Origin of the sequence: Enterobacter sp. WCHEn090032, from assembly GCF_003986875.1 — a bacterium.
Classification (GTDB): Bacteria; Pseudomonadota; Gammaproteobacteria; order Enterobacterales; family Enterobacteriaceae; genus Enterobacter; species Enterobacter sichuanensis.
Genome location: NZ_RXRN01000002.1, coordinates 283,747 through 299,541, shown reverse-complemented (window position 1 = coordinate 299,541; position 15,795 = coordinate 283,747). Strand labels below are relative to the sequence as shown.

Sequence of the window (15,795 nt, the reverse complement as noted above, 5' to 3'; positions counted from 1 at the left end):
TAATTCGGTGCTTGCTCAAAGTGCAGTGTTTTTAGAGTGGCGTTTCGCTAACGCGTGGAATTTAGGTTTGGGGAGACATTACCTCGGATGAGCGAGCAGTTAACGGACCAGGTCCTGGTTGAACGGGTCCAGAAGGGAGATCAGAAAGCCTTTAACCTACTGGTGGTGCGCTACCAGCATAAGGTGGCGAGCCTGGTTTCCCGCTATGTACCGTCAGGCGACGTGCCTGATGTGGTGCAAGAGTCTTTTATTAAGGCCTATCGCGCGCTGGATTCTTTCCGGGGAGATAGTGCTTTTTACACCTGGCTGTACCGTATTGCGGTCAATACGGCAAAGAACTATCTGGTCGCTCAGGGCCGTCGTCCGCCATCAAGTGATGTGGACGCTATCGACGCCGAAAACTTCGAAAGTGGCGGCGCACTGAAAGAAATTTCGAACCCTGAGAACTTAATGTTGTCAGAAGAACTGAGACAAATCGTTTTTCGCACGATCGAGTCGCTCCCGGAAGATTTACGCATGGCAATTACGTTACGGGAGCTGGATGGTCTGAGCTATGAAGAGATAGCCGCTATCATGGATTGTCCGGTCGGCACGGTACGTTCACGAATTTTCCGTGCGCGAGAAGCCATTGATAATAAAGTTCAACCGCTTATCAGGCGTTGACGATAGCGGGATACTGGAAAAGGTATTAGGCATGCAGAAAGAAAAACTTTCCGCTTTAATGGATGGTGAAACGGTCGATAATGAGCTGCTCAACGAGCTGTCTCATTCTCCCGAAATGCAAGAGACCTGGGAGAGTTATCATCTCATCCGTGACACCCTTCGCGGTGATACCGGCGAGGTTCTCCATTTCGATATCTCAGCACGCGTCATGGCGGCAATTGAGAATGAGCCTGTTCATCAGACCACTCCGCTGATTCCTGAAGCTCAACCCGCGCCCCACCAGTGGCAGAAAATGCCATTCTGGCAAAAGGTGCGTCCGTGGGCCAGCCAGCTTACCCAAATGGGTGTGGCTGCATGCGTATCGCTTGCAGTTATCGTTGGCGTCCAGCACTATAATGCTCAGTCTGAAACTAATCAGCAGCCAGAAGCGCCAGTGTTTAATACACTGCCGATGATGGGCAAAGCCAGCCCGGTTAGTCTGGGCGTACCGGCTGATGCTTCCGCCAGCGGCGGCCAGCAACAGCAGGTCCAGGAGCAGCGCCGTCGCATTAATGCGATGTTGCAGGATTACGAGTTGCAGCGTCGTCTGCACTCTGAACAGCTTCAGTTTGAGCAGGCGCAAACACAGCAAGCCGCTGTGCAGGTGCCCGGAAACCAAACTTTAGGAACGCAATCGCAGTAATGAAGCAACTTTGGTTCGCCATGTCTCTGATGGCGGGTAGCCTGTTCTTCTCTGCCAACGCCTCGGCTGATGTTTCATCCGGGGCGTTGTTGCAGCAAATGAATCTGGCCAGCCAGTCACTCAATTACGAGTTGGCATTTATCAGCATCAACAAGCAGGGCGTCGAATCGTTACGCTATCGCCATGCCCGTCTTGATAACCAGCCACTCGCCCAGCTTTTACAGATGGATGGTCCGCGTCGTGAAGTGGTCCAGCGTGGTAACGAAATCAGTTATTTCGAGCCAGGCCTGGAGCCTTTTACGCTGAATGGCGACTACATCGTTGATTCTCTGCCGTCACTGATTTACACCGACTTTAAACGGCTTGCTCCTTACTACGATTTTATTTCGGTAGGGCGTACACGCATCGCGGACCGGTTGTGCGAGGTGATCCGCGTGGTTGCCCGGGACGGAACGCGCTACAGCTATATTGTCTGGATTGACGCGGAAACCAAACTCCCCATGCGTGTAGATCTGCTCGACCGTGACGGTGAAACGCTGGAACAGTTCCGCGTGATCTCCTTCAATGTGAACAACCAGGTGGGTAACAGCATGCAGAATCTGGCGAAAGCCAGCCTGCCGCCGCTGCTTTCTGTTCCGGCCGGGGATTCCGTGAATTTCAACTGGGTACCGTCATGGATCCCACAAGGGTTTAGTGAGGTTTCCAGCAGCCGTCGGCAGTTGCCAACGATTGAAACGCCAGTGGAATCGCGTCTCTATTCCGACGGGTTGTTCAGCTTCTCGGTGAATATTAATCGCGCAACGGCAAACAGCGCCGAACAGATGCTGCGCACCGGGCGTCGTACGGTCAGTACCACGGTACGCGATAACGCTGAGATCACCATTGTGGGCGAGCTTCCCCCGCAAACGGCGAAGCGCATTTCCGACAGCATTAAATTCAGGACCGCACAATGATTAAAGAGTGGGCTACGGTTGTCTCGTGGCAGGATGGCATTGCGCTGGTGAGCTGTGATGTAAAAGCCTCATGTAACAGTTGTGCCTCCAGAGCTGGTTGCGGCAGCCGCGTGCTGAATAAGCTCGGGCCGCAAACTACGCACACGATTTCTGTGCCAAGTGAGCAACCGCTGATGGCAGGGCAGAAGGTAGAGCTGGGTATTGCCGAAGGGAGCTTGCTCAGTTCCGCGATGCTGGTTTATCTCTCTCCGCTGGTCGGGCTGTTTATTATGGGCGGCCTGTTCCAGATGCTGTTTGCTACCGATGTGGCCGCCATGTGCGGTGCTGCACTGGGTGGCGTGGGGGGATTCTGGCTTGCCAAAGGTCTCTCTCCGAAGCTCGCGACGCGTGAGGAGTGGCAGCCTGTCATTCTTAGCGTTGGCCTTGCGCCAGACCAGCTTCGCGTTGAAACGCTCTCTTCTGAGGCCCGGTGATCCATCGGGCTTTATCATTTTTTACGTCCTTAAACAGAAAACGTCCTTTCTTCACGCTATACCTGTCTCTAAGTGCATTTCCAGGTAGCGAGGATGTAGTGTAGAATGCTGCGTTTTCGCACTGAAAAACGTCAGGCTAAGAACAGCGGCCTCCAGGAATTCGTAAGGCATAATTATTTAACTATATGAAGAACATACGTAACTTTTCGATCATTGCTCACATTGACCACGGTAAGTCGACGCTGTCTGACCGTATTATCCAGATTTGCGGTGGCCTGTCTGATCGTGAAATGGAAGCCCAGGTTCTGGACTCCATGGACCTGGAACGCGAACGCGGTATTACCATTAAAGCGCAGAGCGTCACGCTGGATTACAAAGCGGCTGATGGCGAAACCTATCAGCTGAACTTTATCGACACCCCAGGCCACGTTGACTTCTCTTATGAGGTTTCACGCTCGCTGGCGGCCTGTGAAGGCGCGCTGCTGGTGGTCGACGCCGGGCAGGGCGTAGAAGCCCAGACCCTGGCAAACTGCTACACCGCGATGGAAATGGATCTCGAAGTTGTGCCGGTTCTGAACAAGATCGACCTGCCAGCCGCCGATCCTGAGCGCGTAGCGGAAGAGATTGAAGATATTGTCGGCATTGACGCGACCGACGCTGTGCGCTGCTCGGCGAAAACCGGTGTCGGCGTGACCGACGTGCTGGAACGCCTGGTGCGTGATATTCCGGCCCCGGAAGGCGATCCGGATGCTCCACTGCAGGCGCTGATTATCGACTCCTGGTTTGATAACTATCTGGGCGTTGTCTCCCTGGTGCGTATTAAAAACGGCACCCTGCGTAAAGGCGACAAAATCAAGGTAATGAGTACCGGACAGGTCTACAACGCCGACCGTCTGGGTATTTTCACGCCAAAACAGGTCGACCGTACCGAGCTGACATGCGGCGAAGTAGGCTGGCTGGTCTGCGCCATCAAAGACATCCTCGGCGCGCCAGTGGGCGATACCCTGACCGGTGCACGTAACCCGGCAGAAAAAGCGCTGCCAGGCTTTAAAAAGGTCAAACCGCAGGTTTACGCGGGCTTGTTCCCGGTCAGCTCTGACGACTACGAAAACTTCCGTGATGCGCTCGGCAAACTGAGCCTGAACGATGCCTCCCTGTTCTACGAGCCAGAAAGCTCAACGGCGCTGGGCTTCGGTTTCCGCTGCGGCTTCCTCGGTCTGCTGCACATGGAGATCATTCAGGAGCGTCTGGAGCGTGAATACGATCTGGATCTGATCACCACCGCACCGACGGTAGTGTATGAAGTTGAAACCACGTCGAAAGAGGTGATCTACGTCGACAGCCCGTCCAAGCTTCCGCCGCTGAACAACATTCATGAGCTGCGTGAGCCAATTGCAGAGTGTCATATGCTGTTGCCGCAGGAGTACCTGGGTAACGTCATTACGCTGTGCGTTGAGAAGCGTGGCGTGCAGACCAACATGGTTTACCACGGTAACCAGGTGGCGCTGACCTATGAAATCCCGATGGCGGAAGTGGTTCTCGACTTCTTCGACCGTCTGAAGTCGACCTCGCGTGGCTATGCGTCGCTGGATTACAACTTCAAGCGTTTCCAGGCCTCCAACATGGTACGTGTGGACGTGCTGATCAACGGTGAGCGTGTGGATGCGCTGGCGCTGATCACTCACAACGACAATGCGCCATACCGTGGTCGCGAGCTGGTTGAGAAGATGAAAGATCTGATCCCACGCCAGCAGTTTGATATCGCGATCCAGGCGGCCATCGGCAACCACATCATCGCGCGTTCTACCGTGAAGCAGCTGCGTAAAAACGTTCTGGCGAAATGTTATGGCGGTGACGTCAGCCGTAAGAAAAAGCTGCTCCAGAAGCAGAAAGAAGGTAAGAAGCGTATGAAGCAGGTCGGTAACGTCGAGCTGCCGCAGGAAGCATTCCTTGCCATCCTTCATGTTGGTAAAGACGGCAAATAACCCTAAGGAGTTGGCATGGCGAACATGTTTGCCCTGATCCTGGTCATTGCTACCCTGGTGACAGGTCTGTTGTGGTGTCTGGATAAGTTTATCTTCGCCCCAAAACGTCGCGAACGTCAGGCTGCCGCGCAGGCAGCCACTGACGACGGGATTGACGCGAAAACCCTGAAAAAAGTAGGCCCGAAACCGGGCTGGCTGGAAACAGGCGCCTCGGTCTTTCCGGTGCTGGCGATTGTGCTGGTGGTACGTTCGTTTATTTACGAGCCGTTCCAGATCCCATCCGGTTCCATGATGCCAACGCTGCTGATTGGTGATTTTATTCTGGTAGAGAAGTTTGCCTACGGCATTAAAGATCCTATCTACCAGAAAACGCTGATCGAAACCGGTCATCCGAAACGCGGCGACATCGTGGTGTTCAAATATCCGGAAGATCCGCGCCTGGACTACATCAAGCGCGCGGTAGGTCTGCCGGGTGATAAAGTGACCTACGATCCGGTTGCGAAGGAAGTCACCGTTCAGCCAGGCTGCAGCTCCGGTACCGCCTGTGAAAATGCGCTGCCAATCACCTACTCCAACGTTGAGCCAAGCGATTTTGTGCAGACCTTTGCCCGTCGTAACGGCGGTGAAGCGACCAGCGGGTTCTTCCAGGTCCCGAAAGGCGAAACCAAAGAGGACGGTATCCGTCTGGTTGAACGCAAAGAGACGCTGGGGGATGTGACTCATCGCATCCTCACTGTGCCGATCGCGCAGGATCAGCTGGGTATGTATTACAAACAGCCAGGCCAGCAACTGGCGAGCTGGATCGTACCGCCTGGACATTACTTCATGATGGGTGATAACCGCGATAACTCTGCGGACAGCCGTTACTGGGGCTTTGTGCCGGAAGCGAATCTGGTTGGTAAAGCAACCGCGATCTGGATGAGTTTTGAGAAGCAGGAAGGCGAATGGCCGACCGGCGTACGCCTGAATCGTATTGGCGGAATCCATTAATTCGCATTAAAAGAACACGTAGCCGCGTTATTTCGCGGCTACGTGAATTATTTCCACGATAAATCTCTTCGAACTAACGACATCCCCTGTCGTTGTGTATAGAATATTCCCCCGAAGTTTAAGGTTGGCCCTGCAAGGGTGCCACGGCACACGAAACCGCGTTGGTTTTCTCAGGTCGGTTTCGTGTGCTGCATTTTTGACGCATTCATTTATTGGTATCGCATGAACCCCATCGTAATTAATCGGCTTCAACGGAAGCTGGGCTACACTTTTCATCATCAGGAGTTGTTGCAACAGGCATTAACCCACCGCAGTGCCAGCAGCAAACATAATGAGCGTCTCGAGTTTTTAGGCGACTCTATTTTAAGTTTCGTGATTGCGAATGCGCTTTATCATCGTTTCCCGCGCGTGGATGAAGGTGATATGAGCCGCATGCGTGCCACGCTGGTTCGGGGTAATACCCTTGCGGAAATCGCGCGTGAATTTGAACTGGGCGAATGTCTGCGTCTTGGGCCGGGTGAACTGAAAAGCGGCGGCTTCCGTCGTGAATCTATTCTTGCCGATACGGTCGAAGCATTAATTGGTGGTGTGTTCCTGGACAGCGATATCCAGACCGTAGAAAAGCTGATCCTCAACTGGTATCAGACCCGCCTGGACGAAATCAGCCCGGGCGATAAACAAAAAGATCCGAAAACGCGTCTGCAGGAATATTTGCAGGGTCGTCATCTGCCGCTGCCATCGTATCTGGTGGTGCAGGTTCGTGGCGAAGCGCACGATCAGGAATTTACCATCCATTGCCAGGTCAGTGGCCTGAGTGAACCGGTGGTGGGCACAGGTTCAAGCCGCCGTAAGGCTGAACAGGCTGCCGCCGAACAGGCGTTAAAAATGCTGGAGCTGGAATGAGCATCGATAAAACCTATTGCGGATTTATTGCTATCGTCGGACGTCCGAACGTTGGCAAATCCACCCTGTTAAATAATCTGCTCGGGCAGAAGATTTCCATTACCTCGCGTAAGGCGCAGACCACGCGTCACCGCATCGTGGGCATCCATACGGAAGGCGCGTATCAGGCGATCTACGTCGATACCCCTGGCCTGCATATGGAAGAGAAGCGTGCCATCAACCGTCTGATGAACAAGGCAGCGAGCAGCTCCATTGGCGACGTAGAGCTGGTGATTTTCGTTGTTGAAGGCACCCGCTGGACGCCGGACGACGAGATGGTGCTGAACAAGCTGCGTGACGGCAAAACGCCGGTCATCCTCGCGGTTAACAAAGTTGACAACGTGCAGGAAAAGGCCGACCTGCTGCCGCATCTGCAGTGGCTGGGCAGCCAGATGAACTTCCTCGACATCGTTCCGCTGTCCGCTGAGACCGGCCTGAACGTGGATACCATCGCGGGTATCGTGCGTAAGCACCTGCCGGAAGCGATTCACCACTTCCCGGAAGACTACATCACCGATCGTTCTCAACGCTTTATGGCGTCTGAAATCATCCGTGAAAAGCTGATGCGTTTCCTGGGCGCTGAACTGCCGTACTCTGTGACGGTGGAGATCGAGCGTTTCCAGAGCAACGAGCGTGGCGGCTACGACATCAATGGCCTGATCCTCGTTGAGCGTGAAGGGCAGAAGAAGATGGTGATCGGCAACAAAGGTGCCAAGATCAAAACCATCGGTATTGAAGCCCGTAAAGACATGCAGGAGATGTTCGAAGCGCCGGTTCACCTCGAACTGTGGGTGAAAGTAAAATCTGGCTGGGCCGATGATGAGCGTGCTCTGCGCAGCCTCGGTTACGGCGAAGATCAGTAACCTAAGACGACGAGCATATGGATGGATGGCAGCGTGCCTTTGTCCTTCATAGTCGTCCCTGGAGCGAAACCAGCCTTATGCTGGACGTCTTCACGGAAGAGTCGGGTCGTGTGCGCCTTGTTGCCAAAGGCGCACGTTCGAAACGTTCTAATCTGAAAGGCGCCTTACAGCCTTTCACGCCGCTGCTGGTTCGCTTTGGCGGGCGCGGGGAAGTGAAAACCCTACGCAGTGCCGAAGCCGTCTCCCTGGCGCTCCCCCTTTCCGGCATCACACTCTATAGCGGTCTGTACGTCAATGAACTCATCTCACGGGTTCTGGAACATGAGACGCGCTTCTCTGAACTGTTTTTCGATTATCTGCACTGTATCCAGGCCCTGGCTGGCGCAACCGGCTCGCCTGAACCCGCCCTGCGTCGTTTTGAGCTGGCCCTGCTGGGCCACCTGGGCTACGGTGTTGATTTTCTTCATTGCGCGGGCAGTGGGGAAGAGGTTGATGAGACGATGACCTATCGCTATCGCGAAGAAAAAGGGTTTATCGCCAGCGTCGTGATTGATAACAATACCTTTACCGGACGCCAGCTCCGGGCGCTGTATGAGCGTGAGTTTCCCGACCAGGACACCCTGCGCGCAGCAAAACGCTTTACCCGGATTGCGCTCAAGCCGTATCTTGGCGGCAAGCCCTTAAAGAGCCGCGAATTATTCAGGCAGTTTATGCCGAAACGTTAGACCACAGAATCGAAAAGAAAACCGAGGATTGTCATGGCTGAATTACTGTTAGGCGTCAACATTGATCACATCGCCACACTGCGTAATGCGCGCGGCACTGCGTATCCCGATCCGGTTCAGGCGGCGTTTATCGCTGAACAGGCTGGCGCCGACGGCATTACCGTTCACCTGCGTGAAGATCGCCGCCATATTACTGACCGCGACGTGCGCATCCTGCGTCAGACGCTGGATACCCGCATGAATCTGGAGATGGCGGTCACCGAAGAGATGCTGACCATTGCCTGCGAAACCCAGCCGCATTTCTGCTGCCTGGTACCTGAAAAGCGTCAGGAAGTGACGACCGAAGGCGGTCTGGATGTTGCCGGCCAGCTCGATAAAATGCGCGATGCCTGCAAACGCCTTGCGGATGCCGGTATCCTGGTGTCTCTCTTTATTGACGCCGATTTCACCCAGATTAAAGCGGCGGCCGACGTGGGTGCGCCGTATATCGAAATTCACACTGGCTGCTACGCTGATGCCAAAAACGATGAAGAGCAGGCCAAAGAACTGGAGCGTATCGCAAAAGCCGCGACTTACGCCGCGAGCCTGGGGCTGAAGGTTAACGCCGGACACGGTCTGACCTACCACAACGTGAAAGCCATTGCCGCCCTGCCTGAAATGCATGAGCTGAATATTGGGCATGCGATCATTGGCCGTGCGGTGATGAGCGGCCTGAAAGAGGCGGTCTCAGAAATGAAACGCCTGATGCTGGAAGCGCGTCAGTAATGGCCATTCTGGGCTTAGGCACCGATATCGTTGAAATAGCCCGCATTGAAGCGGTGATCGCCCGTAGTGGCGATCGCCTCGCAAGACGCGTGCTGAGCGATAACGAATGGGCTATCTGGGAAGCGCATCAGCAGCCGGTGCGTTTTCTGGCGAAGCGCTTTGCGGTCAAAGAGGCCGCCGCTAAAGCCTTCGGAACCGGCATTCGTAATGGTCTGGCGTTTAACCAGTTTGAAGTGTTTAACGATGAGCTGGGTAAGCCACGCCTGCGTTTATGGGGCGAGGCGCAAAAGCTGGCGGAAAGGCTGGGCGTGAATCACATGCACGTGACGCTTGCCGATGAACGGCACTATGCCTGCGCGACGGTGATTATTGAAAGCTAGAGTTTGTCCGCATGGTGCATCAGAACAAACTTATCCCATAACTGCTCTTCGCTCTCAACGTGTGCCGGATCCTTCAGGATGGTATTCGGGATCGGGCACACTTTCTGACAGGTCGGCGTTTCATAGTGGCCGACGCACTCCGTGCAACGGTCGCTGTTAATCTCATAAATGCAGTCGCCCATCGAAATGGCCTGGTTCGGACACTCCGGTTCGCACATATCGCAATTGATGCATTTTTTGGTAATTAACAGCGCCATCAGGAAATTCTCAGAAACAACACAAACTGGGCGGGCATTATACGCGTCAAACCAGTTTCTTTACCAGTTCTTCACTGTGACGAATACGATCTGGCGCATGCTCCAGATCCTGTTGCACCAGCGCCATAAACAGCAGGTCGGTCAACATCATTTGCGCACTCGTCGAGGAGATCGCGGCGCTGCGCGTGGCCTGCTCCTCTGCAATGGTATATAAACAGCGCGTAGCCCGTTGCTGCAGGGCATTTGGCGTAAAACCGGTAATCGCCAGAATTTTACCGCCGACGCTCAGGGCTTCATCGGTGGCCATATTGATTTCACGGCGCTCGCCGGAATAGGAGATCGCCAGCAGCAGATCGTCAGGATCCATCGCCTGTACGGTCGCCAGCAGGGCGTGCATATCCTGCTCGACGATGGCGTTAAGCCCAATTTTTGTCAGCTTCCAGCCAAAGTTACGCGCCACCAGTCCGGACGCGCCGATGCCGGTCAGTATGATACGCCGTGCGCCGCGCAGCATCGCCACGCTCTCCAGCAACTTCTCTTCGGTATTCACGTCAAGCGTCGCATGCATCGCTGCGACGTTCTCCTTGATCAGCTTTTCGCCCACCAGCCGCATCGGATCATCACCGCGGATCTGATTATGCACCGGCATAGACTGCGGGTTGGGGTTGCTTGCCAGCGCTTCACTGATCGCCAGTTTGAGGGCAGGGAACCCCTTAAAACCAATCTTCTGGGCAAATTTCACCACGCTCGACTGGCTCACCCCGGCTTCGCTCGCCAGCTGCTGCGAGCTGAGATGGCGCGCGCGATCGGGTTGAGAAAGCAGAAAATCCGCCAGTTTTTTGTCGCTTTGAGCAAAGCCTGCATAACGCTGGCGAATGCGAATTAAACAGTTCATAGGTTCTCCTGGCGAAAATGTGATTGTCTGCGCAAATACGAATAGTGCTCGCCTGAATGAATTTTATATTCCATTATAGTGAGATTATTATGAATTAAAAATTCTTGAGGTACAAAAGATGAATCTGGGCTCACTTGTTTCAGAAACCCGTAACCCGCAAACCATGGATCTGGATGCTCTTTCCACGCTGGAGCTGGTTAACCGCTTTAATCAACAGGATACGCTGGTCGCGCAGGCAGTGAAAGAGACATTGCCTGAGGTGGCGAAAGCGGTCGATGCGGCGGCGGAAGCCCTCAAGGCCGGTGGACGCATTATTTACATGGGCGCGGGCACCAGCGGACGTCTTGGGGTGCTGGATGCCTCTGAGTGTCCACCGACCTTTGGGGTGCCGCACGGCCTGGTGGTCGGGTTGATCGCAGGGGGACCTGGTGCGCTGCTGAAAGCCGTTGAAGGGGCGGAAGATAATAAACAGTTGGGGGAGGATGACCTGAAGGCGCTGAACCTGACAGCGCAGGATCTGGTGGTCGGGCTGGCGGCCTCCGGGCGCACGCCATACGTCATTGGCGGTCTGGAGTACGCTAACCAGACTGGCTGCACGACGGTGGCCATCTCCTGTAATCCGGGCTCACCGATTGCCCAGGTGGCGGCTATCGCCATCTCGCCGGTGGTTGGGCCGGAAGCGCTCACCGGATCCACACGCCTGAAATCCGGGACCGCGCAAAAGCTGGTGCTCAATATGATCTCCACCGGCGCAATGGTGAAATTTGGCAAGGTGTATCAGAACCTGATGGTGGATATGCAGGCCACCAACGTCAAGCTGGTGGACAGAGCCTGTCGCATGGTGATGGAAGCGACGGGCGCCAGCCGTGAAGAAGCTGAAGCGGTCCTCAAACAGACCGATCATGACGTTAAACCGGCCATTTTGATGATCTTAAGCGGGCTGGATGCGGCGGCGGCGAGAGCCCGACTCGACGCGCATCATGGCTTCTTACGGGCGGCATTAGAAAACTAACAGAGGCGTGTATGGACAAAACAGCAGCGCTCGCCAGCGATATCCTGCAGGGGATTGGTGGGGAACAAAATATTCAGCGTCTCGAAAACTGCATGACGCGCGTGCGCGTCGAGGTGCATAACGACGACCAGCTTGATGTGCCGCGTCTGAAGCAACTCTCCGGCGTCAGCGGCTACGTAAAACAGGGCCAGCAACATCAGCTTATCGTCGGGCCGGGAAAAGCGGCGCAGGTTGTTGATGCCATGCGTGCGCTGATGGGCGGTGGGGCGAGCGTGTCGATGGACGATGCTGAACGCACCAGAGCGCAGGCAAAGGCCAAATACAAAGCCCCCATGAGCGATGCACTGCGACAGCTGGCAAACGTCTTTATTCCGCTGATCCCGGCGTTTATTGCCTCGGGCCTGATCACCGGGATCATCAATATCCTCAAGCGACCGGATATTGTGGGGGATTTCGCCACGCAGTATCCAAACCTGTTGGGGATTCTTGGGATCTTCGGCAGCGCGGTGTTTGCCATCATGAACATTCTGGTCGGGGTCAATACCGCGAAGGTGTTTGGCGGCTCGCTGGCCATGGGTGGGGTGATGGCGGGGATCTTGTCCAGCCCGCAGCTGGCGCAGATAACCCTGTTCGGTGAGGCGCTGCAGCCGGGGCGCGGCGGGGTGATTGCGGTGCTGCTGGTGGTCATCCTGATGTGCTGGATCGAGAAAAGGCTGCGCGCGATTTTGCCCGGCTCGATTGAGCTTATCCTCAACCCACTGCTGACCACGCTCATTACCGGTAGCGTCGCGGTAGTGGCTCTCCAGCCGTTAGGCGGGTGGATCTCCGAAGCTATTGCCCACGGTGCGTCGCTGGCGATTGACCGTGGCGGCCTGTTAGTGGGGGCGGTGCTGTCAGGTACTTTCCTGCCGCTGGTACTGACCGGCCTGCATCAGGGGCTGGTACCGATCCACGTCGAGCTGGTGCAGGCGCACGGCTATAACCCGCTGCTGCCTATTCTGTCGATGGCGGGGGTAGGGCAGGTCGGCGCGGCGATTGCCGTACTGATGAAAACCCGCAATGCACGTCTGAAAAAAGTGATTAAAGGCGCTCTTCCGGTCGGACTGCTCGGTATTGGCGAACCGCTGATTTTTGGCGTCACGCTGCCGCTGGGTAAACCGTTTCTTGCTGCATGTCTGGGCGGTGCGGTAGGCGGGGCGCTGATCAGCTACTGGAAAGTCGCCACCGTGATCACCTTTGGACTCTCCGGTTTACCGCTGGCGTTAACCATCGTCACCGGAAAAGTCATGCTCTATCTGTTAGGCTATTTAGTAGCAGTGATCGCCGGGTTCCTGTTTACCTGGCTGTTAGGCTTCAACGACCCAGAGGAGTAAGGTTTGGCAAAGCACGCGCGTCGCATTGTCTTTTTTGACCTGGATGGAACGCTGCATCAGCAGGATATGTTTGGCACGTTTATGCGTTACCTGCTGCGGCGTCAGCCTTTGAATGCGCTGCTCGTATTACCGCTCTTACCGGTGATCGGTATCGCGCTGCTGGTGAAAGGTCGTGCAGCGCGATGGCCGATGAGCCTGCTGCTCTGGGGATGCACGTTTGGCCACAGCGAAGCGCGGCTCAAACAGCTTGAGCAGGATTTTGCCCACTGGTTTCGCGGTCATGTCGCCGCGTTTCCTGTCGTACAGGCGCGCCTCACCAGTTACCTCGATGCCAACGATGCCGACATCTGGCTGATTACAGGCTCCCCGCAGACGCTGGTGGAGCAGGTTTACTTTGATACCCCCTGGCTTCCCCGCGTCAACCTTATCGCCACGCAAATAGCGCGGGGTTACGGCGGCTGGGTGCTGACCATGCGCTGTCTGGGGCATGAAAAAGTGGTCCAGCTGGAGAAACGCATCGGTACGCCGCTGCGCCTGTACAGCGGCTACAGCGACAGCAAACAGGACAACCCGCTGCTCTATTTCTGCCAGCATCGCTGGCGCGTCACTCCCGCGGGAGAACTTCAGCAACTCGAATAGTCTTATCCATAAGGGGTGTGTATAATGCCGCCCGCTTTTCGAGTGGAGTATCAACCGTTGCCAAACCCTGAATACAGTCATGAATACTGGATGCGCCACGCGCTTACGCTCGCGCAGCGTGCCTGGGACGAAGGCGAAGTGCCCGTGGGCGCCGTGCTGGTTCACAACAATCAGGTGATTGGAGAAGGGTGGAACCGCCCGATTGGACGCCACGATCCGACCGCCCATGCCGAAATCATGGCGCTTCGCCAGGGCGGTCTGGTGCTGCAAAACTATCGTCTGCTTGATACCACTCTATATGTCACGCTTGAGCCGTGCGTAATGTGTTCCGGTGCGATGGTGCACAGCCGGATCGGTACCCTGGTCTTTGGCGCGCGGGATGAAAAAACCGGTGCGGCCGGTTCACTGATGGACGTGCTGGGTCATCCTGGAATGAACCACCAGGTGAAGACTATCGGTGGGGTACTTGCACCAGCGTGTTCGGCGCTATTAAGCGATTTCTTTCGAATGCGCCGTCAGCAGAAAAAGCAACAAAAGGCAGAATTGAAGCGCTCGGACGATTAAGCTCGTCCGGTGCCACGACCGGGTAACTTTCTGCCAGCTGTTTTGCCTCTGTTGCCTCTTTCTCTTTCTCCAGCAGATATCCGACCAGGCTAATCTGATATTTACGGATATTTTCCACGTAGGCGTACGCTTCATGGCCGCGCGCGTAGCCGTATGTCAGCTTGTTATACCAGGGCTTCTGGCTCAGCAGCGGCAGGCGCTGTTTTACGTCTGACCAGCTGTCGGGGTTACCTTTGGTTTTCGCCGTCAACGTGCGTGCATCCAGCATATGCGCGTAGCCCATATTGTAAGCCGCCAGCGCAAACCAGATCCGCTCTTCTTCCGGCACCGTTTCCGGTACTTTAGCCATCATATCCTGCAGGTAGCGCGCGCCGCCGCTGATGCTCTGCTCGGCATCGGTACGGTCATTCACGCCCAGGCTCAGCGCGGTATTTTTGGTTAACATCATCAAACCACGTACGCCAGTCGGAGACGTGGCCTGGGTATCCCAGTGGGATTCCTGATACGAAATAGCCGCCAGCAGTTTCCAGTCAATTTCCTGGGCGTATTTTTCGAACAGCGGCTGCAGGTCCGGCAGGACGCTGTCTACCGCGCGCAGGAAACTGCGGGTGTCAACGTAGTCAAAGTCATCACCATGGCCGAGGTACTTCTCTTCGAGACGCGCAAGGGTACCGTCTTCATTGATGGTGTTGAAGAAATCGAGCATCGCGGCAGAGAGGGTCTGGTCGTTGTCGAGCTGGGTAAACCAGGTGACCGGCTGTTCGTCCGTGACGTCCAGCGCCACGGCGATTTCAGGATGCACGCGCTGGAAAAGGCTGATCGCGACCGAATCGGCGATGGTGTACGGCACTTTCTGATCTTTAACCTGCTCCAGCAGCTCCGTCGTGCCGAGTTTCGCCTCCACCGTCCAGCTCAGGTCCGGGTATTTCTTCTCCTTGAGTTCGCGCAGATCGTCAATCACCACATGGCCTGGGGCAATCGTCAGCTGTCGATCGTTAATCGACGCCAGCGAGCGCGGACGCTGGCTCCCGACACGATAGACAAGCTGTTGCGAAACGGAGTAGTAGGTCGGGCCCGGCTGATAGTTCTTGCTGCGCTCGCTGTTATACACCAGCCCGGCGGCGAGGATGTCGGCATCGTCGTTGTCGAGGTCATCAAACAGCTGGTTGATATTCTGACGGACGGTGATTTTAAGCTTCACGCCAAGATAATCGGCGAACTGTTGCGCCAGTTCATAATCCAGACCAATGATTTTGCCGTTGATGTCGCTGTAAATCAGCGGAGAGTTGAGGGTACTGACGCGGAGTTCCCCCCGCTCCTGAATGGCGGCGATACGGTTTTCGGCTTTACCGAACCAGGGGATGGAAGGCCAGAGGGCCACTGCCAGCAGCAACGTCACAATGCCGATGAGCAGATAATTAATCTTTAATTTTTTCAATTAGTTAATTCTCTGCGACGCCGGTTGCCTCAGTCTGCTGTAGCCATGTTAACAATAAGGTTTGCCATTGAATGAGCGGCATTTTGCGTAAACTTGCGCCACTTGGCAACCAATTAGAGAGACAGGTCACAACTATTGTTAAAAGGCGACGTCGATTTTATTTCGACGCAAACGGTTTCGTCGGCGCTCAGGATTC

Annotated in this window: 19 protein-coding genes; 16 read left to right on the top strand and 3 right to left on the bottom strand. The window is 55.3% G+C overall.

Annotated features, from left to right (window positions below; all coding sequences use genetic code 11):
- Positions 1-7: 7 nt before the first annotated feature.
- The 12 genes from rseD (at position 8) to acpS (ending at position 9,421) form a co-directional block, all read left to right on the top strand.
- Positions 8-91 carry a rpoE leader peptide RseD gene (gene rseD / locus EKN83_RS23655; RefSeq protein ID WP_141237592.1) on the top strand — a complete coding sequence of 28 codons (84 nt, stop codon included), beginning with the start codon at positions 8-10 and terminating at the stop codon, positions 89-91.
- Positions 88-663: an RNA polymerase sigma factor RpoE gene (rpoE, locus tag EKN83_RS02910; RefSeq protein WP_006176728.1), complete on the top strand. Its 576-nt coding sequence runs from the start codon at positions 88-90 to the stop codon at positions 661-663. The genes rseD and rpoE overlap by 4 nt, the downstream gene beginning before the upstream one ends.
- A gap of 31 nt (positions 664-694) precedes the next feature.
- Positions 695-1,345 carry an anti-sigma-E factor RseA gene (gene rseA / locus EKN83_RS02905; protein WP_025757638.1) on the top strand — a complete coding sequence of 217 codons (651 nt, stop codon included), beginning with the start codon at positions 695-697 and terminating at the stop codon, positions 1,343-1,345.
- A complete protein-coding gene (rseB, locus tag EKN83_RS02900) occupies positions 1,345-2,298 on the top strand; it encodes a sigma-E factor regulatory protein RseB (protein WP_126800297.1) in 954 nt (317 codons plus the stop codon). Before rseA ends, rseB begins: the two co-directional genes overlap by 1 nt.
- Positions 2,295-2,771 (top strand): SoxR-reducing system protein RseC, encoded by a 477-nt coding sequence (gene rseC / locus EKN83_RS02895; protein WP_045284608.1) that lies wholly within the window; start codon positions 2,295-2,297, stop codon positions 2,769-2,771. The genes rseB and rseC overlap by 4 nt, the downstream gene beginning before the upstream one ends.
- Positions 2,772-2,956: 185 nt before the next feature.
- Positions 2,957-4,756, top strand: coding sequence for a translation elongation factor 4 (lepA, locus tag EKN83_RS02890; RefSeq protein WP_025757641.1), 1,800 nt, complete (start codon positions 2,957-2,959; stop codon positions 4,754-4,756).
- Between the two features lie 15 nt (positions 4,757-4,771).
- Positions 4,772-5,746 (top strand): signal peptidase I, encoded by a 975-nt coding sequence (lepB, locus tag EKN83_RS02885; protein ID WP_126800296.1) that lies wholly within the window; start codon positions 4,772-4,774, stop codon positions 5,744-5,746.
- Positions 5,747-5,968: 222 nt separating this feature from the next.
- Positions 5,969-6,649 (top strand): ribonuclease III, encoded by a 681-nt coding sequence (gene rnc / locus EKN83_RS02880; protein ID WP_003860711.1) that lies wholly within the window; start codon positions 5,969-5,971, stop codon positions 6,647-6,649.
- Positions 6,646-7,551 carry a GTPase Era gene (era, locus tag EKN83_RS02875; protein ID WP_025757643.1) on the top strand — a complete coding sequence of 302 codons (906 nt, stop codon included), beginning with the start codon at positions 6,646-6,648 and terminating at the stop codon, positions 7,549-7,551. The genes rnc and era overlap by 4 nt, the downstream gene beginning before the upstream one ends.
- Before the next feature lie 17 nt (positions 7,552-7,568).
- Complete coding sequence (recO, locus tag EKN83_RS02870) at positions 7,569-8,276, top strand: DNA repair protein RecO (RefSeq protein ID WP_045284606.1); 708 nt, start codon at positions 7,569-7,571, stop codon at positions 8,274-8,276.
- Positions 8,277-8,309: 33 nt separating this feature from the next.
- Positions 8,310-9,041 carry a pyridoxine 5'-phosphate synthase gene (gene pdxJ, locus EKN83_RS02865; RefSeq protein WP_025757646.1) on the top strand — a complete coding sequence of 244 codons (732 nt, stop codon included), beginning with the start codon at positions 8,310-8,312 and terminating at the stop codon, positions 9,039-9,041.
- Complete coding sequence (acpS, locus tag EKN83_RS02860) at positions 9,041-9,421, top strand: holo-ACP synthase (protein WP_025757647.1); 381 nt, start codon at positions 9,041-9,043, stop codon at positions 9,419-9,421. Before pdxJ ends, acpS begins: the two co-directional genes overlap by 1 nt.
- Here acpS and EKN83_RS02855 read toward each other — a convergent pair.
- Complete coding sequence (locus tag EKN83_RS02855) at positions 9,418-9,678, bottom strand: YfhL family 4Fe-4S dicluster ferredoxin (protein ID WP_126800295.1); 261 nt, start codon at positions 9,676-9,678, stop codon at positions 9,418-9,420. The two genes, acpS and EKN83_RS02855, sit on opposite strands and share 4 nt — an antisense overlap.
- Positions 9,679-9,724: 46 nt before the next feature.
- Positions 9,725-10,573 carry a MurR/RpiR family transcriptional regulator gene (locus EKN83_RS02850; protein ID WP_126800294.1) on the bottom strand — a complete coding sequence of 283 codons (849 nt, stop codon included), beginning with the start codon at positions 10,571-10,573 and terminating at the stop codon, positions 9,725-9,727.
- Positions 10,574-10,691: 118 nt separating this feature from the next.
- Here EKN83_RS02850 and murQ point away from each other — a divergent pair, with 118 nt between their 5' ends.
- From murQ to tadA, 4 genes are read left to right on the top strand one after another with little or no spacing between them, the layout of a single operon-like run.
- Positions 10,692-11,585 carry an N-acetylmuramic acid 6-phosphate etherase gene (gene murQ / locus EKN83_RS02845; protein ID WP_025757651.1) on the top strand — a complete coding sequence of 298 codons (894 nt, stop codon included), beginning with the start codon at positions 10,692-10,694 and terminating at the stop codon, positions 11,583-11,585.
- Positions 11,586-11,596: 11 nt separating this feature from the next.
- Complete coding sequence (locus EKN83_RS02840) at positions 11,597-12,958, top strand: PTS transporter subunit EIIC (RefSeq protein WP_126800293.1); 1,362 nt, start codon at positions 11,597-11,599, stop codon at positions 12,956-12,958.
- Between the two features lie 3 nt (positions 12,959-12,961).
- Positions 12,962-13,597 (top strand): phosphatidylglycerophosphatase C, encoded by a 636-nt coding sequence (gene yfhb, locus EKN83_RS02835; protein WP_045284604.1) that lies wholly within the window; start codon positions 12,962-12,964, stop codon positions 13,595-13,597.
- Between the two features lie 24 nt (positions 13,598-13,621).
- Complete coding sequence (tadA, locus tag EKN83_RS02830; RefSeq protein WP_032672482.1) at positions 13,622-14,161, top strand: tRNA adenosine(34) deaminase TadA; 540 nt, start codon at positions 13,622-13,624, stop codon at positions 14,159-14,161.
- Here the strand turns inward: tadA and mltF are convergent.
- Positions 14,049-15,599, bottom strand: coding sequence for a membrane-bound lytic murein transglycosylase MltF (gene mltF / locus EKN83_RS02825; RefSeq protein WP_025757655.1), 1,551 nt, complete (start codon positions 15,597-15,599; stop codon positions 14,049-14,051). The two genes, tadA and mltF, sit on opposite strands and share 113 nt — an antisense overlap.
- Between the last annotated feature and the right edge of the window lie 196 nt (positions 15,600-15,795).

What these genes read in the sequence shown, in the direction of transcription:
- rseC (WP_045284608.1), top strand. Translation starts at nt 2,295, where the DNA reads ATGATTAAAGAGTGGGCTACGGTTGTCTCGTGGCAGGATGGCATTGCG.
- recO (WP_045284606.1), top strand. Translation starts at nt 7,569, where the DNA reads ATGGATGGATGGCAGCGTGCCTTTGTCCTTCATAGTCGTCCCTGGAGC.
- EKN83_RS02855 (WP_126800295.1), bottom strand. Translation starts at nt 9,678, where the DNA reads ATGGCGCTGTTAATTACCAAAAAATGCATCAATTGCGATATGTGCGAA.
- era (WP_025757643.1), top strand. Translation starts at nt 6,646, where the DNA reads ATGAGCATCGATAAAACCTATTGCGGATTTATTGCTATCGTCGGACGT.
- rseA (WP_025757638.1), top strand. Translation starts at nt 695, where the DNA reads ATGCAGAAAGAAAAACTTTCCGCTTTAATGGATGGTGAAACGGTCGAT.
- EKN83_RS02850 (WP_126800294.1), bottom strand. Translation starts at nt 10,573, where the DNA reads ATGAACTGTTTAATTCGCATTCGCCAGCGTTATGCAGGCTTTGCTCAA.
- pdxJ (WP_025757646.1), top strand. Translation starts at nt 8,310, where the DNA reads ATGGCTGAATTACTGTTAGGCGTCAACATTGATCACATCGCCACACTG.
- rseB (WP_126800297.1), top strand. Translation starts at nt 1,345, where the DNA reads ATGAAGCAACTTTGGTTCGCCATGTCTCTGATGGCGGGTAGCCTGTTC.
- lepB (WP_126800296.1), top strand. Translation starts at nt 4,772, where the DNA reads ATGGCGAACATGTTTGCCCTGATCCTGGTCATTGCTACCCTGGTGACA.
- acpS (WP_025757647.1), top strand. Translation starts at nt 9,041, where the DNA reads ATGGCCATTCTGGGCTTAGGCACCGATATCGTTGAAATAGCCCGCATT.
- lepA (WP_025757641.1), top strand. Translation starts at nt 2,957, where the DNA reads ATGAAGAACATACGTAACTTTTCGATCATTGCTCACATTGACCACGGT.
- tadA (WP_032672482.1), top strand. Translation starts at nt 13,622, where the DNA reads ATGCCGCCCGCTTTTCGAGTGGAGTATCAACCGTTGCCAAACCCTGAA.
- rpoE (WP_006176728.1), top strand. Translation starts at nt 88, where the DNA reads ATGAGCGAGCAGTTAACGGACCAGGTCCTGGTTGAACGGGTCCAGAAG.
- murQ (WP_025757651.1), top strand. Translation starts at nt 10,692, where the DNA reads ATGAATCTGGGCTCACTTGTTTCAGAAACCCGTAACCCGCAAACCATG.
- EKN83_RS02840 (WP_126800293.1), top strand. Translation starts at nt 11,597, where the DNA reads ATGGACAAAACAGCAGCGCTCGCCAGCGATATCCTGCAGGGGATTGGT.
- rnc (WP_003860711.1), top strand. Translation starts at nt 5,969, where the DNA reads ATGAACCCCATCGTAATTAATCGGCTTCAACGGAAGCTGGGCTACACT.